The organism is Methylotuvimicrobium sp. KM2 (genome assembly GCF_038051925.1).
GTDB lineage: Bacteria > Pseudomonadota > Gammaproteobacteria > Methylococcales > Methylomonadaceae > Methylotuvimicrobium.
The window spans coordinates 3,316,117-3,337,443 of the sequence record NZ_CP150634.1; the positions used below are offsets into that span (position 1 = coordinate 3,316,117).

Annotated in this window: 16 protein-coding genes and 2 pseudogenes; 10 read left to right on the plus strand and 8 right to left on the minus strand. The window is 47.0% G+C overall.

All coding sequences use genetic code 11. From position 1 onward, the window contains the following. Nucleotides 1-512: 512 nt before the first annotated feature. Both WJM45_RS13840 and WJM45_RS13845 read left to right on the plus strand, forming a co-directional pair. Nucleotides 513-1,964, plus strand: a complete 1,452-nt coding sequence (locus WJM45_RS13840) for a circularly permuted type 2 ATP-grasp protein (protein ID WP_341325676.1) — start codon at nt 513-515, stop codon at nt 1,962-1,964. Next, a complete protein-coding gene (locus tag WJM45_RS13845) occupies nt 1,964-2,935 on the plus strand; it encodes an alpha-E domain-containing protein (RefSeq protein ID WP_341325677.1) in 972 nt (323 codons plus the stop codon). The genes WJM45_RS13840 and WJM45_RS13845 overlap by 1 nt, the downstream gene beginning before the upstream one ends. 237 nt (nt 2,936-3,172) lie before the next feature. Here WJM45_RS13845 and WJM45_RS13850 read toward each other — a convergent pair whose 3' ends face one another. Beyond that, entirely contained in the window at nt 3,173-5,857 is a 2,685-nt protein-coding gene (locus tag WJM45_RS13850; RefSeq protein WP_341325678.1) for a GNAT family N-acetyltransferase, read from the minus strand. 148 nt (nt 5,858-6,005) lie between these two features. After that, the gene (locus tag WJM45_RS13855) at nt 6,006-6,275 is read right to left on the minus strand and encodes a hypothetical protein (RefSeq protein WP_341325679.1); all 270 of its coding nucleotides are present in this window, start codon (nt 6,273-6,275) and stop codon (nt 6,006-6,008) included. 693 nt (nt 6,276-6,968) lie between these two features. On the opposite strand from WJM45_RS13855, the gene WJM45_RS13860 reads away from it, so the two are divergent. Beyond that, nucleotides 6,969-7,379 (plus strand): hypothetical protein, encoded by a 411-nt coding sequence (locus WJM45_RS13860; protein ID WP_341325680.1) that lies wholly within the window; start codon nt 6,969-6,971, stop codon nt 7,377-7,379. Nucleotides 7,380-8,431: 1,052 nt separating this feature from the next. Here the strand turns inward: WJM45_RS13860 and WJM45_RS13865 are convergent. Together WJM45_RS13865 and WJM45_RS13870 are read right to left on the minus strand one after the other, a co-directional pair. Then, nucleotides 8,432-9,877: an HDOD domain-containing protein gene (locus WJM45_RS13865; RefSeq protein ID WP_341325681.1), complete on the minus strand. Its 1,446-nt coding sequence runs from the start codon at nt 9,875-9,877 to the stop codon at nt 8,432-8,434. 440 nt (nt 9,878-10,317) lie between these two features. Next, entirely contained in the window at nt 10,318-10,923 is a 606-nt protein-coding gene (locus tag WJM45_RS13870) for a DedA family protein (RefSeq protein WP_341325682.1), read from the minus strand. 106 nt (nt 10,924-11,029) lie between these two features. Here WJM45_RS13870 and WJM45_RS13875 point away from each other — a divergent pair, with 106 nt between their 5' ends. Beyond that, nucleotides 11,030-12,643 (plus strand): SagB/ThcOx family dehydrogenase, encoded by a 1,614-nt coding sequence (locus WJM45_RS13875; protein ID WP_341325683.1) that lies wholly within the window; start codon nt 11,030-11,032, stop codon nt 12,641-12,643. Nucleotides 12,644-12,702: 59 nt separating this feature from the next. Beyond that, nucleotides 12,703-13,284, plus strand: coding sequence for a DUF4405 domain-containing protein (locus WJM45_RS13880; protein WP_341325684.1), 582 nt, complete (start codon nt 12,703-12,705; stop codon nt 13,282-13,284). 94 nt (nt 13,285-13,378) lie between these two features. Here WJM45_RS13880 and WJM45_RS13885 read toward each other — a convergent pair whose 3' ends face one another. Further along, the gene (locus WJM45_RS13885) at nt 13,379-13,978 is read right to left on the minus strand and encodes a DUF3365 domain-containing protein (protein ID WP_341325685.1); all 600 of its coding nucleotides are present in this window, start codon (nt 13,976-13,978) and stop codon (nt 13,379-13,381) included. A 448-nt stretch (nt 13,979-14,426) separates the two neighbouring features. Here WJM45_RS13885 and mgtE point away from each other — a divergent pair, with 448 nt between their 5' ends. The 3 genes from mgtE to WJM45_RS13900 all read left to right on the plus strand — a co-directional run bounded on the left by mgtE (nt 14,427) and on the right by WJM45_RS13900 (nt 17,270). Further along, nucleotides 14,427-15,779: a magnesium transporter gene (mgtE, locus tag WJM45_RS13890; RefSeq protein ID WP_341325686.1), complete on the plus strand. Its 1,353-nt coding sequence runs from the start codon at nt 14,427-14,429 to the stop codon at nt 15,777-15,779. Between the two features lie 288 nt (nt 15,780-16,067). After that, nucleotides 16,068-16,547 carry an inorganic diphosphatase gene (locus tag WJM45_RS13895; RefSeq protein ID WP_341325687.1) on the plus strand — a complete coding sequence of 160 codons (480 nt, stop codon included), beginning with the start codon at nt 16,068-16,070 and terminating at the stop codon, nt 16,545-16,547. A gap of 408 nt (nt 16,548-16,955) precedes the next feature. Further along, nucleotides 16,956-17,270 (plus strand): hypothetical protein, encoded by a 315-nt coding sequence (locus WJM45_RS13900; protein ID WP_341325688.1) that lies wholly within the window; start codon nt 16,956-16,958, stop codon nt 17,268-17,270. A 241-nt stretch (nt 17,271-17,511) separates the two neighbouring features. Here WJM45_RS13900 and WJM45_RS13905 read toward each other — a convergent pair. Together WJM45_RS13905 and WJM45_RS13910 are read right to left on the minus strand one after the other, a co-directional pair. Beyond that, a pseudogene (locus WJM45_RS13905) lies at nt 17,512-17,814 on the minus strand (ATP-binding protein); the annotation flags it as partial. A 142-nt stretch (nt 17,815-17,956) separates the two neighbouring features. Continuing rightward, nucleotides 17,957-18,148, minus strand: a pseudogene (locus tag WJM45_RS13910) (ATP-binding protein); the annotation flags it as partial. Between the two features lie 1,583 nt (nt 18,149-19,731). Between WJM45_RS13910 and WJM45_RS13915 the strand changes: the two are divergent. Beyond that, nucleotides 19,732-20,142, plus strand: coding sequence for a tyrosine-type recombinase/integrase (locus WJM45_RS13915; RefSeq protein ID WP_341325689.1), 411 nt, complete (start codon nt 19,732-19,734; stop codon nt 20,140-20,142). Between the two features lie 33 nt (nt 20,143-20,175). Continuing rightward, nucleotides 20,176-20,313, plus strand: coding sequence for a hypothetical protein (locus tag WJM45_RS13920; protein ID WP_341325690.1), 138 nt, complete (start codon nt 20,176-20,178; stop codon nt 20,311-20,313). Between the two features lie 89 nt (nt 20,314-20,402). On the opposite strand, the gene cas6 is transcribed toward WJM45_RS13920, so the two are convergent. After that, nucleotides 20,403-21,326 (minus strand): CRISPR system precrRNA processing endoribonuclease RAMP protein Cas6, encoded by a 924-nt coding sequence (gene cas6 / locus WJM45_RS13925; RefSeq protein WP_341325691.1) that lies wholly within the window; start codon nt 21,324-21,326, stop codon nt 20,403-20,405. Between the last annotated feature and the right edge of the window lies 1 nt (nt 21,327).

A 21,327-nucleotide genomic window follows, 5' to 3' on the forward strand; every position in this document is an offset into this window, starting at 1 on the left:
TTCAATAACATTCTGCTTACCGGTTCACTAATTTACACTTCTATTTCTACTTCGAGCGATCGGATTGGCTCGCACGGAAATTGAACGCACCAATATGGACAAAATTTAAATTGGCGCGCATCACTTTGGACAACCAAGTCCCATATCGATCCCTGCTCTGTGTCACGGCCATTAAGTTAAATTGTCATGCGACTAAAGATCGGAACCTTCCTTGTTCCTACCGCTTCAGCGTGGACATACATACCGATCTTACTACGGCAGCTAAGGTATGGGGCTCCACGGAGAACCGTGGAAACCAAAAATAGTCGGGAAGTTATTTGTTGCGAAGCCTTAAATCGAGACCAAAACTTCATGTGTAAAAAGTGTATTATTGATCATGTCCAATCTTTGATTCTCTAGGACTTTGTTTATCATTCAGTTCTGAAATATACCAGGAAAGCAGCTCTTCTATTAATCAACTGGCACTTTTTATGCTTATTTTTTCCTAGCCCCCTTTAAGAAACCGAATTTTTATGTCTAGCATTTGGGAAAACTACAACACCGAAAACGCATACGACGAACTGATGCATTCGGAGTTTCAACCTCGAGCGGTCAGCTACAATCTATGCCAGTATTTGAATACGCTCAATAAGGAAGATATCGACAAACGTAAAACCGCCGCCGAACTGGCAATCATGGAAATGGGAATCACCTTTACCGTCTATAGCGACGAAGGCAATATCGATAGGGCTTGGCCTTTCGATATCATTCCTAGGATCATCGATGCGAAAGAATGGCACATCATCGAACGAGGTCTAAAACAGCGCTTAACTGCGCTCAACTGCTTCATCAGCGATGTCTATGATAAACAATCCTTTATCAAGGAAGGCTTGATTCCCGGCGACATCATCAACAGCTCGAAAAACTTTCGTAAGGAATGCATCGGAATGAAGCCTCGACATAACGTTTGGGCTAACATTTGCGGCACCGATTTGGTGCGCGACCGAGACGGCATGATGTATGTTTTGGAAGACAACCTCAGAGTGCCCTCGGGTGTTTCCTACATGCTGGAAAACCGCGTGATTACTAAGCGCGTTTTTCCGGAATTATTGCAAGACATTAATATTCTGCCGATCGACGACTATCCGACACAACTACTTGAAATGTTATCGTCGATTGCACCGAATCAAAACGGGCGTCCTCAAATCGCGGTATTAACACCCGGCATCTATAATTCGGCTTATTTCGAACACGCCTATTTGGCCCAACAAATGGGCGCACAATTGGTCGAAGGCTGCGACCTGATGGTCGACGATGACGATTGCGTTTACATGCGCACGATCGAAGGGCCGGAAAAAGTCGATGTGATTTACCGACGCATCGACGACGATTTTCTTGATCCGGAAGTGTTCCGCAAAGACTCGGTATTGGGCGCACCTGGCCTGATGCGCGCATGGCAAGCCGGTAATGTGGCACTTGCCAATGCACCGGGAGCCGGCGTTGCCGACGACAAGGTCGTCTATGCCTATGTACCGGAAATGATACGCTATTATCTGAATGAAGAACCGATTTTGCCTAATGTCGAAACCTATCTCTGCAGTCACAACGAACATCTCGATTATGTACTCGCGCACCTGGCCGAACTCGTCGTCAAACCTGCTAACGAATCCGGCGGTTACGGCATGCTGGTCGGACCTCATTCAACCGCAAAGGAAGTCGAGGCCTTTAAAAAAGTCGTTCTCAAAAACCCTCGCAATTATATAGCCCAACCCACGCTGGCTATTTCGACTTCGCCTACTTTATGTAAGGATATTTTAGAGCCTCGCCATATCGATCTGCGCCCGTTCATACTGCAAGGCGAAAAAACCTTTGTCACCGCAGGAGGACTCACTCGCGTCGCGCTCAAAAAAGGCTCGCTGGTCGTCAACTCCTCTCAAGGCGGCGGCAGTAAGGATACATGGATTATCAACCGGGAGAACGACTAATGCTGTCACGCTCCGCCGAACGCCTCTATTGGCTCGCCCGTTATCTGGAACGCACCGAAAATCTTGCTCGTCTGGTTAGCGTACACATGAATTTATTAATGGACCTACCCAAAGGGGTCGAGATGGGCTGGCAACAATTGATCCATATCAACGGTTGTCAGGAGGCCTTTCATGAACATTACAAACTGGCTCAAGAGCGCAATGTTACACGCTTCCTATTAACGGATCCCGGCCATCGAAATTCCCTTTTTTCATGCCTGAGCCTTGCCCGCGAAAATATTCGCACGACGCGCGAACTATTGCCCGACGAAGCTTGGGAACAAGTCAACGAGCTTTACCTATATACTAAAAAACATCTGGATTCGGTGTCGAGCCGGCGCATGAGGGTTTTATTTTTGAATGAAATCCTCGAAGGTTGCCAGCGCTTTACCGGTCTACTTTCCGGCTATATGAGCCACGACCATCCTTACCATTTCATTTTGCTCGGTCGAAACATCGAACGAGCCGACATGACTAGCCGGATATTGGACTTGAGTTCGTTATTACTGTCGGAATCGCGCAGCGATGAAATGCGTCAATATGAAAGCCTGCTGTGGATGAATGTGTTGCAGTCCTTGAATGCGCTATTGATGTATCGACGCCATGTGCGCAGCCGAATCAAAGGCGACGACGTGTTAAATTACCTGATATTGGATAGTGCGCTGCCCCGCTCGATTAATTGCTGCCTTTACGAAATGGCCGATGCCATCGGTAAGTTGCCTAATCACGATAAACTGCCCGAAGATGTCGCCGACCTGAAAGACTTTGTGCTATCGATCGACACGCGGCAAACCACCCAATTGCAATTACGCAATATCCTCGATCAATTACAAACGAAACTAGCCTTTTTACACGAACGTATCGCGAATAATTGGTTTTTAGCCCATTCGTTAGACGATCCCATCATTCAACAAGAACAAAAAGCCAATTGAGCCGGAAACCTTATGATTAGCGCTCATGAATCCAGTGTATCACCACGAAAAATGAAAGTGTGCGACGTGGCGAGGGTGCGGTCAGGCGCCCGATAGGACACGTCCCGGAGCCGAATTTCGATCTACGATGAATATAACTTTTTACGCTTCATGATCTTCATGGTGAAATGCTTTTTCTAGGCGACATATGCATTTTCATGACGAGCTTGCCGGTTCTTTCACTCCTCACTGTTAATATCACATCCTTAAATCCTTGACGACCCTAACGACTTCACTATCGCCGTGTATCGGCTCGATCGTAAAGCCGAGTTTTTTAACCAACGACAACATCGGCTTGTTAATTGCCAGCACCTCGCCTTCAAAAAAGGATATCCCTTTATACTTTGCGGCCTGCATCAGCGTTTTCATGATCCTCGAACCTATCCCCATGCCATGACACTCATCGGAGACCACGACAGCAAACTCGACCGAATGCCCGTCCGGATTGGCCATGTAACGGCCGACGCCTAACTCATTAGGCTTTCCGTCTTGCTCTTCGGTCACGGCTATAAACGCCATTTCACGGTCATAATCGATTTGCGTAAAACGCACCACCATATCCGGCGTCAACTCCTGCAAGGCCTGCATGAACCGGAAATATTTCGAGCGCTCCGATAACTTATGCACGAAATCCTTTTCCATTTCGGCATCCTCGGGACGAATCGGGCGAATACAAATATTCATGCCGTTCGGCAATTGATAATGCTGAATCATCTCGTGCGGATAGGGATGAATCGTCATATGACTATAGGGACTCAGCTGATGCGAAACACAGGCCTTGATCCGCGCATCGACCGCCATCACCCCTCTGTCGTCGACAATCAATGGATTGATATCGAGCTCCACTATTTCCGGTAATTCACTAACCATGCTCGACACGTTCAACAAGGTATTGACCAAGGCTTTCTTGTTAATCGGCGGCAATTGCCGGAACGCTTGAAGATATTTAGCCGCCTTGGTCTTGGCAATCATTTTCTCGACCATATATTCGTTCAACGGCGGCAAGCCCACGGCTTTATCGTGTAGAATCTCAACCATCGTTCCGCCTAAACCGAAGCTGATCGCTGGCCCGAATACCGGATCGCGAATGACGCCGATCATAAGTTCGCGCCCATTGAAAGACTTATGCATCGGCTCTACCGTCATCATCACTTTGTCGATCTCGGGATATTTCTGCTTGATCAGACCCTCCATTTCCTGAAAATGATGCGAAATATCCTTTGCACTGGAGATATTCAGCCGAACGCCGCCAATATCGGATTTATGACTGAACTCAAACATATTGACTTTCAACACGACCGGAAAACCCATCGTCTCGGCCGCGATCATCGCATCCTTTGGACTGTCGACTTTAATCGTCTGCGAAACCGGAATCCGGAAAGCGGCTAGGATCGCTTTGGATTCCTGAGTCGTCAGAACTTCGCGGCTCTCGGCTAATACCCGCTCGATAATCAAGCGGGCGCCGTCGATATCGGGCGTCGCCAACTCGTTTTCCGCACTGGGTATCTGCTTGAGAAGAATTTGGTTTTGTGTATATTGCGCCAGAAAAGAAAATGCATCGACAGCGACTTCGGGCGTACCGAAGTGAGCCACCGAACTATTATCAAACAAGGCCCGCCCTTCTTCGACGCGCTTGCCGCCGGTCCAAGACGCCAATACCGGCTTCCGAGTTGTTTTAGCCGCTTCGATAACCAATTCCGCGACCTGTGTCGGATTGGTCATCGCCTGTGGCGTCAGGATACAGAGCACGCCGTCAACATTCTCGTCTTTCAGACAAATATCTAGGGCCTGTTTATAGCGTTCCGGCGTCGCATCGCCGAGAATATCGATCGGATTGGCATGAGACCAATGCACCGGCAACACCTTATTTAACGCATCGAGACTGGCCGCACCCAACTCAGCCATCGACACTCCCGTTTCCTCCGCACGATCGGTACTCATAACCCCGGGGCCTCCGGCGTTGGTAATAATCGCCAGACGATTCTGTTTGACGACATAATTATTGGCTAGCACCCGCGCCGCCGAAAAAAGCTGTGCGATGCTGTAAGCTCTCACCACGCCGGCCCGCTCGATCGCCGCATCGAATACATCATCGCCGCCGACTAACGCGCCGGTATGCGACATTGCCGCCTTACTGCCGCTTTCATGGCGCCCCGATTTAATCAAAATCACCGGTTTCAGGCGAGCCGCCGCCTTCAAGCCGCTCAAAAAACGCCGTGCATCGCGGATACCTTCTACATACATCAGGATACCGGTTGTCTTGCTATCGAGCGCCAAATAATCCAATACTTCGCCAAAATCGACATCGGCAGCCCCCCCCATCGAGACAACCGTTGAAAAACCGATATCCTGCGACTGCGCCCAATCCAAAATAGCAGTGCAAACCGCTCCCGACTGCGAGAGCAGAGCTAGACGACCGTCTTTGATCATCCCGCTGCCGAAGGTCGCATTCAAATGCCCGCTTGGACGAATAATGCCGAGACAATTAGGACCGACAATGCGTATACCATAGCGATGGGCGATATCTAGCACTTCTTGTTGTAAACGCTTGCCTTCACTACCCAATTCGCCAAAACCGGCGGTAATGATCACCACCGAACTCACGCCTTTATCGCCGCACTGCCGAACGATATCAGGCACGGTCAGCGCCGGCGTAGCGATAACGGCAAGATCAATCTTGTCTGGCACCGTATCGATATTGGGGTAGGCTTTCAATCCTGAAATTTGCTTCCGTTTGTTATTGACTGGATACAGGCCACCCTTAAAACCGGCTTCCTGCATATTGACCAATATCCGATGACCGACACTTTCAATGCGTTCCGAGGCACCGATGACAGCAACGGTTTTAGGCGTAAAAAATCGACTGAGATAATGAGGACCCATGATTGCTCCGTAGTCGTATGGGGGATTTGAATGTAGATTTTAAAACCGCAACAGCTTTCAACGTTATCTTGAAATTCAAAGTTTTATGAAGAATAAGGCAGATTGCCTATTCACTGCTAACAGCCATTAAAACTCTAAAAGATTACCATTATTGGTGATCAACATTAACCATTACTCGGTAACAATATTCCGTGGAATCCTTAGTGCATTGAATCTGGGATAAAATACCTTTTTCGATCAAACCCTCTAAAGATTGCTCGATAACCAATCGTTCGAAGCTACAAAAACAGCCATAAATAAAACGTTTCGGACAGTCGGGGCAATCTTGTTCATTTTCAAAAAGCGGTCGAATATGCTCATGCCAAGCATCGATAGCTTTTAACACTGAAAGCTCTGTATTGGATAAGTCTTCGTTCATTTTATTTCTCCGTCCACTATTGAAAATCGCTCTATCTTAATCAAGCAAGCGGCTTACACTGCTTGTGCGAAAGCCGGCGAATGATCAGTATCCCCTAGTTGCAAAAACGCCTAACCATTGAATGTTGAATGAATGGCTTAAAATAGTATGCGACTTTTCATGTCGTGCAAAGATTAATTACGCCGGTTCGTTCAAAACAGCATCGTAAATTGAAGGTACGGAGTGACTTTGCCGGTGATGAAAAAGCGGGGAATAATCATTCAGCTGCCCAATAGCTATCAACAACACGGGATCATTTATACCCATCGGAGATCAAAATTCGGCGCCGGGGTGCCCGTCAAAGGACGCCGTGAATACGTCCCTGTAGGCTCTATGCAAGCTCCATGCTGGCAAAGCCTTTGCCGAGCACCCCGACGCCTCCTAAGTTACTGCCGAAATTTGAAGTGCGAAAGGTATAATTGACGACGATTCTAAAACACCGATATTGCTGTCAAAGTGTTTTCCGTAAAAAACCATTGCCATGATCAATCCTAAAGATCGCCTTTTCCGTGAAAGGTTGACGAAAGGAAGTATCGATACAATACTATTCATCCGAAAAATCAGTCTCTGAGTCATTTTTCGAATCTTAGTTTTAAAGCAGTGCGAAAAATCGATATGTATTTTGATTAACTAATTTTTTACGGTAAAGCAGACATGACACTATCGACCAATATTAAAATCGCGATTTTTATGTCCGTACTGGCGGCTATCCTAATCATGCCCGGAGCCGCTTTTTGGTTACTGGAGTCGATTGTAATCGGCTTGTTTGAAGTGCTTGAATTGGCATTGGATGAAATTGTCGAGCATCTTTTTCATACCAGTAGACACACGACTCAGGTTATTGTGTTTTACATTATGTGGGGTCTGTTTATTGGCGCCGCTTATTGGTTGTATCGTCACTCAAAACGCTTATATTCCAACGTCAAGGCCGAATTCCCGGATTGGTGGTTTCATACGCGCGAAAAGGCGTCATTAAACTGGAAGGAATTACCGTTTCGTAAAAAAATCAAAATGATTTCCGGTTGCTCGATCGGCGCGGCATTTGTCGCCGTAATCGTTTTATAAACTGTCCCGATTCACTAATGGCTTCAGCTAACAAACACCATACCCGCAATCTAAAGCCGCGGAATAAAAGCTTGGTAACGTCGATGCCCTTTTTGCAAACCAAATTTCGTCACTGGAGCACTAGTCAAACGGCGCTGTAAACATCAGCAATTCCTAATTTTTAGCCGGCATCAAGCCACCATGCATGGGTTTACCCAGAACCTAAATTCCATAGCTCTTTGGCTATGTTAACTATCTTGGATAATTTAGGTGCTGGGTGAACGGCGTTCCTCGACAGGCCTACCTAGCCCCCTGAATACGGCGAAATTTTTCAAACTGGGAATTGCATGCTTGGGATTTAAGCCCTCGCCCAAGAGGGATTGCCATGGAGAGCGGATATTCGGATTTTGCATGAGCAAAATTTTCAGGACACCTTGGCGCCTTGATACGCTAATAGCGGGACTTGACGCACGATAAGGATTTCGTAATAAATAACGTCCTGGAACGATGAGCTTTGTTGAGGGTTCGGTAACTCGCTTGGCAGGACGCCGTGAATACGTCCTTGTAGGCTTGACGGCGGCTTTCCCTGCCGCCGACACCTGCCAATCGAGCAACCGAACCCTTCCTAAAATAAGGAAGTTATTTACGAGCAAATCCTAAGCAGAAACTGATGGAGTAAAACATCCCATCAGATTAAGTTCTTGCCGATAGGAAGCAATTTCCCCCAAATGCTTCCGTGCTTTGAGAGTTGGAAAATAGGATTTTCCAACTCTTTTTTTTGCCCTCCACCTTGTGAACGCTCACACAAGCCATCCATCGCGCTGAAACCCGCTACCGGAAATCAGCAACCTCTTACCGGTTCCGTACTTGCCTAGTAATCAAGAAAAATGACTCTTCAGCACGATAAGGATTTCGACATAAATAAACTGCCAATTTTTGGCGAATTCGGTTGCTCGACTGGCGAGTGCCGGCGGCAGGGAAAGCCGCCGACAAGCCTAAAAGGAAGTCGATGCCAAATTTTGATCTACGATAGGTATATTTTTCGCGAAATCCTAAGCACCCGTTTCAACACTTTACCTCGCCTGCATACGGTAGAGAGACAGACCAATATTAGCCTGTTGAACAAAATGTTTGAACGCCTTGAATTCATCCTCGGTCAATTCAAGATTGCTGTAGGCGCGATCGCAATAAATTAAGCCGATAGGTTTGTCGCCTGAACAAACAGCCATCAATAAACAAGATTGTATACCGATCGTCTTGACATAGCTTTCGCTATACAAAGATTTGTTTTCTTTCGGGTTTATCCAATAACCCTCGTGATTGGCAATCGTTTGAAAAAACAAATTAGGCGGAGACTTACTAAGCTCGAAGCGAATCTTTTGTAAATAACTATCCTTACGCCAACCCAAAGCCACTTTCTCCAACAATGCATTTTTATCTTTTGTTAAAAGAGCGAAAATGGTTCGATCCATGCCGATTCCGCGTTGAATACCCTCCAATACGGTTTCAAGCAACAGGTTGATATCGATTCTTCCGCTCAATATTGTGGTGATATCTTGCAAAATTTGAAATTGCAAGACTTTTCGATCCATATTTTGCGTCGATGCATTCAATTCGGAATTTTGCCGAACATTATGTTGAATTAAATTCGAAGCCTCCGTTGCGCCGAAATGGCAAGCAATGTTTGCCGCAATGTCGGTATTTTTACGGAGACTCGCCTCAATCGCTTCTTTCGACTGTCCGGTCATGGACTCGATTTTTTCGACACAGGCGTAATAACTTTGGGTACCGACTCCTTCCCGTAACGCTTCGACGACTTCGCAGCCGATGCGAACGAATTTAACCCGCGGATCGACGTCCCTGGTGCTTTTTTTAATAGTCGCTTCGATTAAGCCTTTTAAATTCCAAGTCTTGCACAATGAAATATCCAAATCAGCCAGTTTGAAACCCAGCACTTGCTTTTCGGCCGCTTCGTTGCTTAGACCGTTTTTCAGCAAAGCCTGAATTCTATCGCCCTGTACCCCACAAAAACACCAAAAAGCAATGCTTCCGATATTTTTCAGCAACGCTGCGATAAAAACCTCTTCCGGCGAAGGATCTTTTGCCGCGACTGCCAAGGCCTTGGCCTGAACAGCCGTATGAATAGCCTTGGCAATTTCTTCATTGGCGCGGCGCCTGTTGTTCGGCGACAGAATCGCCTCAAAAAGCGAGCAAGCCAGTGTCAGCTCTCGAATGACCTCGATACCGAGAATCACAATAGCTCGAGATACGGTCACCATCTGTTTTCGCGAGGGATTGTAATAGATACTGTTGCTTAGCTTTAATAGTTTTGCTGTTAGATTAGGATCTTGAAGTATTACAGGGGCAAGTTCCATCGCGCCTTTCTTTTCGTCCTCTATAATGTAGTTGATACTCTGCACGGTATCTGAAAATACCGGCATTTCCCGATCGCGCAATACTGCTGTCCAACCCTCAAGCGACCGAGGCTCGCCTTTAATTTCAGCATCCTGTTTTTTCATGTTTTGGTCATATGTTAAACATTCTTATTATATGAATAGGCCGACGGGTTTGCATTATCCCAATAAAAAGCATTTTTCCCGCGAAACACACCAAAATAACGAAAAATCTCAATTAGCGATAAATATACCTTTAGCACTTCAAATTTCGGCAGTGGCTAAGTAGGCACCGAGGTATTCGATTCCTCACCTAACGCTAGGCGAGGAGCTGACATAGAGCCATGGACATATTTACCCAGCACCTAAATTCCATAACCCATTGGCCATGGTTAATGGTCTTGGATAATTTATCCAGCAACTAAATGAGCCATGAATTTTGTATCATTGCCAAATACCTATGGAATTTAGATGCTGGATTTAGGTGCTGGGTTTACGGCAACCTTTGACGGGCACCCCAGGGCCGAATTTTGATCACCGATGGGTAGATGCGTTTTAACCCAATCCTAAATATTGCACCGCTTGCTACGCCTTTTTTTAACATGAAAAAACAAATACCCTCCCACGATTGCCGCGATGATAAATACCACGATATTCGCTTGCATGACATACGCCACGACGGCTTTACCGTAATGATAATACAGCGAGAAAAAAACAATCGTCGAAATCGTGCAAGCCAATAAGTCCGCCAATGCAAACTTGATGAAACTCATCTTGCCTAGCCCCGCGCACAAAAACAGCCCGTTTCTAACCCCAAAAGGAATAAAGCGCCCTAATATCAGCGTTGCAATACCGTGACTTTCGTAATAGGCGTGAATCTTTTCGACCCTTTTCGGCGGCACCATTTTAGCAAAAAAGCGGATATGTAATATTTTAGGCCCGACAAATCGCCCCAAACTATAGCAGATCAAATCCGAACCGTAAGCACCTAGATAGACCGCGACAAATAAATAAGGCAATTGATCCGGATATTGCCTTGCCAACACCCCCGAAATAAACAGCATTGCATCCTCGGATACCGGAATATTAAGGCCCGCCAACAGCAGCGATCCGAAAATAATAAAATGAGCATATTCAATATGAGCTTGAATGAGAGCAATCAGCGTTTCCATGGATTAATCAAGTATTAATAATGTTTAAATTTCTTTGCATCGTCATGGCAGAGCCATGCAGAGTGTTTTACAATCAGTTTGTCAATCACTCATCCCCAAAACAAGCATGGCACCGCCTCAACTCAACAGCATACTGGAATATCACCAACGAACCAAACACCATTTGGACCGTTATGCCAAAGGCCCAAACGGACTCGATTGGGCCGACCAACCGGACCCGTTCAGACGTTTCGAAGGCTGTGAAAGAATTAAATTACCTTTACCCAAAAACGTCCCCTCACCCACCTATAACGAACTTCAAAATCCCGAGCTAATTCCACCACAGCCATTCAACCGAAATAATCTGGGGCTTATGATGGCATTGAGCTTCGGACTTTCCGCATGGAAACAATACGGCGAGGATCGGTGGGCTCTGCGCTGCAACCCGTCCAGCGGCAATCTCCATCCGACCGAAGCCTATCTAATCAATACAGTGGACACAGACCTTCCGCCCGGTGTTTATCATTATTTGAGTCACGACCATGTCTTGGAAATGCGCGGTAATTGGCGTCAGACGCCGGCATTTAGCGGGATATTGATCGGTTTGAGCTCTATCCATTGGCGGGAAGCCTGGAAATACGGCGAACGCGCATTTCGCTATTGCCAACATGACATCGGCCATGCACTAGGCGCGTTGCGCTATGCAGCCGCCACTCTGGGTTGGTCGGTCGAACTGCTGGCCGAATGCGGCGACGAAGCGATTGCGCGACTATTAGGTCTGGACCGCCACGACGAGTTCATTGCAGAGGAAAACGAAGCCCCCGATTTATTATGCCGAATTCACGCCGGCTCTCAGATATCTCCGGACGAATCGGTTAATCGCTACCTAGCTGAACTTAGCATCGACAATTGGTTTGGCAAGGCCAATCGCTTGAGCCGTTACCACCATTTTCATTGGCCGTTAATCGATTCAGCAGCGCAAGCTGCTGCCAAACCCGACACAGAAGAAAACCACCGGCATCCGGCGATGGCCGTATCGCCCCAATTAACAAACGCTTCTACAAGCGCGTTCGAAATCATTCGGCAGCGGCGTAGCGCTCAACATTTCGACGGTCAAACGCCGATCGAGCTAAATCATTTTTATCGCATTCTGCAAGCCACGACGCCTGAAAACTTAATCCCCTTCGATCTTTGGCGTTGGCCTGCGAAAATTCATTTATTTTTATTCGTGCATCGCGTCGAAGGCTTGCAACCGGGTCTCTACGCCCTCCCGCGAAATCAGGCAAGCCTTGAAATACTGAGGGAAGGCACTCGATCCGAATTCATTTGGCAAAAGGTCGAAGGTGTGTCCGAAACGCCGATGCTGTACAACTTACTCAACGCCGATTGCCGACGCGCAGCCAAAACGCTATCGTGCCATCAAGATATCGCCGCCGATAGCGCCTTCAGTTTAGCGATGGTCGCAGAGTTCGGCGATGAATTGGCAAAAGAACCGTGGCAATATCGCCGTCGATTTTGGGAAAGCGGCTTGGTCGGCCAAGCATTATATCTTGAAGCCGAAGTCATAGGAATGCGCGGAACCGGCATCGGCTGTTTTTTTGATGACGCGGTACACGAGGTTCTGGGAATAAACGACACCAGCCTACAAAGCATTTATCATTTTACGATCGGCAAGCCATTAGAAGACAGCAGGCTTCAAACGCTGGCGCCGTATTTTCATCTACACAATGAATCACGTTAAGCTTTTTGAAGAGCAAAGCTCAAGCAGTAACCTTTCAAGCATTTGCGGATAAACCGACAATGAAACGCAGCCATTTAAATTTCATCATCGATATCGTAGCCTTCGCGGGTTTTGTTTTTCTCACCACGACCGGCGTGCTGCTACGCTATCTGTTGCCGCCCGGTAGCGGACGCTTCGCGACAATTTTGGGGCTTGACCGCCACCAATGGGGAACCGTTCATTTCTGGGTATCGGTACTTTTTTTCGCGATATTGGCGTTACACTTGCTGCTGCATTGGCGTTGGGTTGTCGGCTTCATTTCAGGACGTGTCACGGAAGGGGCAGGGTTGCGTTTAGGACTAGGCCTAGTCGGCGTACTGACTTTGATCGCTTTTGCCGCTGCGCCGCTCGTCGCACCGATTGAAACATCGGGAACATCCGGCAAACAACTCCGTGCATGGAATAACGGATCTCTAACAATACGGGGCAGCATGACTTTAATAGAAACAGCGGAGACAGCTGGCGTACCGGTCGAATATTTACTTGAAAGACTGAATTTACCCGAAACAACGAACAAAACGGCAAAACTGGGCCCGTTAAGCAGACAATACAACTTCACGATCAGCGATGTCAGAAAAGCCGTAATCGACTATCGAAAATAAAAGAGAGCTTTCCCTTCACCCCGTCTTACCTATCCATGATTTTTTATCGACAACTGGACAAGTTTTTGCCCCTGAAAAGTCGACACTTTTTGGCTCATTCATAAGCCAATATCTGGCGTTTAATCGAAATCGCACCGCGTATTTCGCCGGCACTATAATTTATTGCGTCATCGTTCGGGTATTCGTGCGCCAATATCGTTTTAACCCCATCAGGTATGTCTTCCGCTTTACCATGACATTGCAAACACATCGGCTGAGTCGGTATGGCTTTCAGGTAACGAAACCAAAGCCCATCCGCTTCATCTACGATTGCGGACATTTCGAGCTCGTCGGTAGGTTCTCCAGATAAGTGATGCCTATCAAAACCTTCCAACTCGCGCCGCTCCCAGGTATCCGGCACTCCCATCGATTTGTTGCGGGATTTAAGCGATACCCGTTTCACAATCCATCCGTCTTTCGAATAATCGGCTGCCAATGCCGGCGCAATTTGTTTGCAAATAATAATCGCGTTTTCCGTGTCTGCTGATTCCAGTAACGATTTCAGCTTTCTACCCAGCGACTGCATGAACTCCTGCGCTGTTGCACGACTTTGTTCCAGATAATGAATTTGCTCTTTTGGGCTGTCGGCAAAGACATATGCCGAAGAAACCGAAGCAATTAAAATCAAAAGACTTTTGGTCATGAATTTTGGCATTTTATGCTCCTGATATGGAAAAGTTAAATAGGGATGACATGGCTTTAGGCCCCTTACTTCGCCCTTTGACAAGAGGAACCATTATGAAAAGAATAACACTATCGTAACAACCGGGACTATCGAGACAACAAGAATTCGAAACACCCTATCTAATCCCTATCATCTTCATATCTCATAACTAAGCCTAAAACAATATATCCAGCCACCTAGTCTTTACAAATCAATAAGTTGATATTATTTAACTTATTTAATAACCTATGCCGGCTGAATTGATAAGCGCTATCCAACAAGCCGATTATGGGAAACACCCTTTGAAATTTCATTATAGATTTACACAATCCCTTTACAATGTCTAACGCGTACTCCTTTCCCGCTACTTTAGCGACAACCTGATTCAGTTTGTTCCCGCTGCAGATAAACGAGTTCGCAAATAGAAAGAGACATAAATATGCCGACCGCCATTCTGAACGACTACCTGCGCCGAGCTATTGAACGTAAAGATTACCAAGCTGTTCGTCAATTTCTAGAAGAGTTTCAAGCCGTCGACCTGGCCGAACTGCTGCAAACCGTTCCGGTCGATGCTGCACGCGAACTGTTGATGTACTTACCGGTGGTGCAACGTGCGTCGGTTTTCGGGCATCTACCGGTCGACTGGCAGTCACAATTAACCACCGCAATGACCGATAAGGAAGTATCGCAGTTGCTTCGCCATCTCGACGCCGACGAAGGCGCCGATTTGCTCCATGTCCTACCTGAAAACCGTCACGACCGCGTGCTGCGTAAGATCGCACATGCCGAACGCGAAGCACTCAGACGCCTTGCGAGTTACGAAGAAGGCACAGCCGGCGCGATCATGACCAGCGATTATATGACCGTACCTGCCGAAATCACAGTTGGCGAAGCACTCGACGTTATTCGAAAAAGCGCTCCCAGCGCCGAATTGATATATCAAATTTATACTGTCGACGCTCAATATCGTCTAATCGGCACGCTATCGTTACGCGAACTAATCATGAACAAACCGGAAGCGCGAATCAAGGATGTCATGACTACCGACATGGTGAAAACAAAACTATCCGCCAAGCAAGAAGATGCCGCCAAATTAATCAGTCGTTACGATTTACTGAGCTTGCCGGTCGTCGACGATGACGAACGTTTGGTCGGCATCATTACCTATGACGATGCAATGGACGTTGCCGAGGCAGAGGCAACCGAAGACATGCACAGAGGCGCAACGATCGGCCCTTTGGCCGGCAACTTTCGCGATGCGAGGTTATTTACACTTTACCGCAAGCGCATTCTCTGGTTACTGCTCTTGGTCTTCGGTAATTTAATTTCCGGTGCCGGCATTGCTTATTACGAAGATACGATTGCCGCTTATGTCGTACTGGTGTTCTTTTTGCCGCTACTCATCGGCAGCGGCGGCAACGCCGGATCGCAAGCCGCGACATTGGTCGTGCGCGGCATTGCCACCGGCGATGTCGCAATCAGCGACTGGGGAAAATTGCTACTGAAAGAAATCGCCGTCGCAAGCGGATTGGGCCTAACCATGGCCGCTACCGTTTCATTGATCGGTGCTTATTGGGGCGGCTTCGACATTGCCTGGGTAGTTGCACTGAGCATGATATGTATCGTGATGACCGGCAGCCTGGTCGGGCTCTGCCTGCCCTTTATCTTGAACCGATTGGGCTGGGACCCTGCCACCGCCAGCGCGCCGCTAGTCACGACGATCGCCGACGCCTCCGGCGTGCTGATTTATTTCTGGATAGCGAATTGGATACTACAATTTCCGGCGCCTTAATCCATACACATCAAGCTAAAATAGGCCAATCCGCTTCTGCCCTTTTCCAAGCTGCTATTAAAGCATGTAGCCCGTATGCAGCGCAGCGGAATACGGGAATGGCGCTGCTCCGAGCTTCCCGGATTGCGCTGCGCTCCATCCGGGCTACGCTGTTAGGACTCGGCGGAAAAGGTCGGCAGTGACGGGGCGAGATAAAGGATTTCTGGTATAAAGCACGGACGTATTTAACCAGCCCCTAACGGGCACCCCGGTGCCAAATTTCGATCTACGACGGATTATATATTTCAGATGCAATCTTTAAACACTCTAGAACAAGCTCTTTTGGTTAATGTCATTATTGAGACACCTCGCGGCAGCTTTTTAAAGCGGGGTTCCACTGGAAAGCTGGACTTTATCTCTCCGTTGCCCTGTCCATTCAACTACGGCTCAATTCCGGCTTATATCGGTACGGACGGCGATTTTTTGGATGCGGTCGTGCTGGGGCCGCGTCTTCCTTTAGGAGCATCGATTTCAGTTTATGCATGGGGAACCGTTGGAATGATCGATGGAGGCATTTATGAAGATAAACTGATATGCGCTCAGAAACCCATCTCTGCGAGACAACAGCGGCTTATTCTTCTGTTTTTCATGGTTTATGCCAAGGCCAAATATCTGCTGAATTTAATTAAGGTGCGCAAGGGGCACAATAGCTGTGAAGGCTGGCACGATGCTGCAAGCGCACTAGCCAGAGCAATACCCTGTATTCATCAGGGCAAGAATTCAGTTTAAACATTGGACTGGCTGGTTGTGCTATACCCGTAGATCAAAATTCGGCACCGGGGTGACCGTCAAAGGACGCCGTGAACCCAGCACCTAAATTATCTAAGATAATTAATCCTAGCCAATGGGCTGTGGAATTTAGGTGCTGGGTGAATACGTCCATATAGGTCCCTCACCTAGCGTTAGGTGAGGGACCGATCACCCTTGAATTTCTTTAAGCACTGCCGAAATTTGAAGTGCGAAAGGTATAACTCTTGAAGGAACTCTGGCTTTCATCGCTAGTCGTAAGTTACGGAGATAGTAAAACGTCGGTGAGTTTGTTGTGTCATCACGCAGATTCACCGACATTTTTTATGCTCCAGGTTTTCGCTATTATTCCTTTCAATCACCTTTTCGGCATTCCCTCGGCTCCGACTCATGTTTAGAATTTACAAACGAACCATTCGTATTGGCACGACAAACGACCCCCAACGGCGACTTGAATATCACGTCGAAGAAAATTCCAATTCTAGCTTTGCCAAAATCCTGGCTATTCCGGCCATGATCGCAGCAGCTGTCGTCGGCGCTCTGGTCTTGTCCGTGTTTTTTGCCGTATTGTTAATCCCGTTGAGTATTATGGGCTTCAAAGCGTGGCGACTGATCAAAAACGCTCAACAAAAATCGGTTCGGCAATCCGAGCCCGATAGCATTACCGCTGAATACACCGTTGTTTCTGATGACGATAAGTCGTAAGTTAAATGAACACTAATCGTAAATATTCAGCCCCCGGTAATTATCGTTCTCACGATTTGCGTCATTGCCATTAATTTAAGCTATGTATGCGGTAATAGTTGAAAACTACCCACCACTACCGGAAGCGCTTATAAATCCAAAGTGAATTGTAGGTATGCTGCGCTTACCTAATGCCGGTGTCAATCAGCGTTCAAAAATTTCTACCTGTCAGCGTCGAAAATTTTCCACAGGGTTTAGTAGGTTAATGGGTTTTAATACCGGTTTTTCGATGCTTGAATCGATAAGATTCATTGCCGGCTTCCAGGATGTCGCAATGATTCGTAATGCGGTCTAAGAGCGCTGTTGTCATTTTGGCATCACCAAACACCTGAACCCATTCACTGAACTTGAGATTGGTTGTGATGATCAAGGATGTGCATTTATAGAGCTGGCTGATCAGATGAAACAGGAGTGCGCCACCGAATTCCGGAAACGGTAGGTATCCGAGTTCTTCGAGAATGACGGCATCGACTTGAATCAGCTTGCGAGCTACTCCCTTTTGACCGAAAAAGCGTATAAGAACGAGAAGGTGTGGGGTATGCCTAGCGAGGATGTCGGCGGCAGGGAGCCGCCGTCAAGCCCCCATGGATGGGTTCACGGCGCTCCTCGATAGGCATACCCCATACCCAACAAAGTTGAACGATTCCTCAGTAAGAAGGGAGTAAGGTTCCGGTTCGCTCTAACTGTTTTTCTTGCTGCAAACAGTTGACTAGATCCACTGCATTAAAGAAACGGACACGATTGCCTCGGTGGATCGCGGCTATTCCCAAGGCCGTGGCGAGATGCGTTTTTCCGGTTCCGGTGCCGCCGACCAGTATTAGATTATGGGCTAATTCCATTAGTCGCCCAATTTAGGTGACGGCTGAATTTCTCGCTTATAAACCGGCTCGCTTGTTGTGGTGAGATGTTTTCTAACGGTAGGACAGGAAATCTTCAATGACCTTGCGATCGAACTGATGGATTCCCCACTGACAAAAGACGCCTTTGGATTTCTGCAATGATATCCATGTATAACACTCCAGGATTCTCCGGCTAAAAACCGGTTATTGAAACAACTGGGGCGGCAACTTTTCAACGCTGTTTTCCCCAGAACCCTGGTAAGTTTTGCACGCTGATTAACACCAGAACACCTAGCAGCTAACAGCTAACAGCTAACAGCTAACAGCTAACAGCTAACATTTCTGACACACCGGGACACATTTTGGCCACATAAAAACGCAAGGCATAAAAAAACCAGTCGCCCGAAAGAATCTAACTGGTTATTTTATAAAGTATTTGGTGGTGGGTCGTGTGCGATTCGAACGCACGACCATCGCATTAAAAGTTCGAATCAAAATCACACCAAGCAACTGCATACGACTTATAACTCCATATAATCAATACCTTATCAGTCGTTTGAAGTTATGTAAAGACGTTTAAAGTAGTTTGAAGGAAAATAAACCACTGTAGTTTTTACTGTAGTTTATTTCCGAACAAATGCATCATTCCCCTTCCCCGAACTCAAATCATCATATCAATGCGACATTGACAGTTGCGACTATTGCGACACGTCACCAAGACAAATAATCAACCATACGCCAGACTGGAAAAACGCATTAAAGTACTTTCCTACCTGCTCAGCTCGGTAGCCATATCCCAGGTGGCCTTTTACTATTTCATGCTGAGTTTTGATATCTCTTGCAACAAGGCGGTGGATGTTTTAAGACTCAGAGTCAAATCGCTCGTCGACTCAAAAGAACCACTCAACCCATATTTCCGAATGGCTAAGTAGAACCCATTCTTGCCGGTCGCATTTCTCCAAACTGGCCAGTCAGCCATATCCAGATTCTGCGAGCTGGAGGTCTATAAAGCAGCCATTGATCATCGTAGCTAACGGCCAAAAGCGGACGACTACGTGTTTCAAACATTGAATAAAAAGCTGCCTATCAGTTAACTATGAATGCTTAATTGCAAGAAATATAACGTTTTCGTAAGACATCTAATCTTTTCGAATGAACCTATCGACAGTCATATCCAGACACACGGTAAAATTGTTCTAAGCTCTAAATGTACGAAAAAAATGAAAAAATATTCTAAAAAATCGTTACTAAAGATATAAGGCATTGAATTTGCTTGCATTTAAATAGCTGAGCTAAGAAAATTTCGACCGCCATCTGGGAATACACATAACTACTTGATTTTATTTATTTAAATGATCAGCATAAATTTACCGTGTATCCAGACAGTAAATAGCTGGCCGTAATGTAGCATTTTGTGTTATAGGAAATGCCTCCCAAAAATGAACGAATATATGATGCGTAAAATTTCTCCGGTTTGGGTATCGATGACTACATAAAAAGCCTCTGTGAGCGTCCGCGCAAGAGAAAGCTTCAGGGTTTGCGAGGGCGTGTTTTGAAGCTCAATACTGAATGTCGAGGTTGATGTGTTAGCCTTACTTAAAAACGAGCGGGATCGATTTTTATACCTCGACGAGCCTCCGCGATTTTTCGATGCCTTGGCTAAAGAAGAAAATCCTGATATGAGGGATTATTTTTTATTGGCCTTGTTAACTGGGGTTAGGAAATCGAACGCTCTAGCGATGCGCTGGGATGAAATTCATTTAGAACGCGGCGAATGGCGAATCATTACCAAGGGCAATTCCGCTCAAACAGTAACCTTATCACCCGAGGTCATTGATATTTTAGCAAACAGAAAACTCAGCGCTCAGAGTAAATGGGGGTTTCCCGGTATCGGTAAGACAGGTCATTTGGTTGAACCCAAAAAGCTTGGCAACGATTGCTTAAACGCACAGGGCTTACCGATTTACGAATTCATGATCTGCGCCGCACGCTAAGGCAGTTGGCAAGAGAAAACCGGAGCCAGTCTGTTGACGATTGGCAAAAGTCTCAATCATAAGAGCACCCAATCCACCGCGATTTATGCGCGACTCGATCTCGACCCCGTCAGGGAATCGGTCAATCGTGCCACGGCGGCCATGTTGAATGCAGCAAAAAACAGCGCTTAAAACTATTAACCGAAACCTTCCAATAAACCGTTGGATTAATCGCGAGCAGCGCAAAATCGTATGCGTATAAAGACGCACGAGCAGACCATTCAGTCAATGATTCGGTATCCTCCCATGCCAAAGGTGGTTTTATTGCCGACATGGAGCCATTGCCCCTGAGTCAAATAGGGCAGAAAGCTTGATAATGGCCCGGTCAGTTGCATTTCACCCAGTACTCCGGTAAAACTCATGGTTTGTTTTTGGCGAGAGGAGTAACGCTTCCATTGACACCAGCTAAACCGGTTGCGACTCCATACCGCTTCGGCCTGTTTGGCTAGCTCATGAAAGTCAGGCGACTGATAATCAATCCCATGAAATTCCTGAAGCAGATAATAGCGCCGAATCAGCGCCATCAGAAAATCTTTGCCTGTCATTTTCTCCGACAAAATTTGGCCTTTTTGTTGAATTCTCAAGGGCGTCATAACTTGCAAAGTAATCTGCTCCCGGTCATCCAGAGCGGGTAATTGAAAAGCCGGCGCAGAAAGCAATTGTCCTTCGTCGGCGCAATACAATTTTGTTTCGACAACATGTCCCGGTTCGAAAACGACGTCTACCAGTTCGGCCTTCGCTCTATGCTTACCGAGCCCATGTTCTAAGGCGCGCTGGATTGCAAAAATGATGATGGGTAGACACGCGACGGCTTGTCCGATCAAGACCAGGTTGAAGGCAAAAGGCTCCCCTTCCGCTAAATGTTTAGCGCCCATCGGTGGCGGCTCTAGTACAAAGGGCTGTGGAATGCGGCTAAATTGCTGAAATGTACTGTTGCGTGGCGGCGGGGTCTCGAAGACTTTCGGGTAGTTGCATTGCCGTTGAAGTAAACAAGCATTGCAATCGTCCAAGCGCGTGACGCAGACCGTTTTCCGCAAAGCGTTGCCAAAAGCGCCGCGGAGCATGGATCCGCTGTAAAAGCCAAAACGCAAAGACTCTAAGGCGCGGCAGTTGAATTGATAACGATGGGCTGTAAGTGCTTGCATG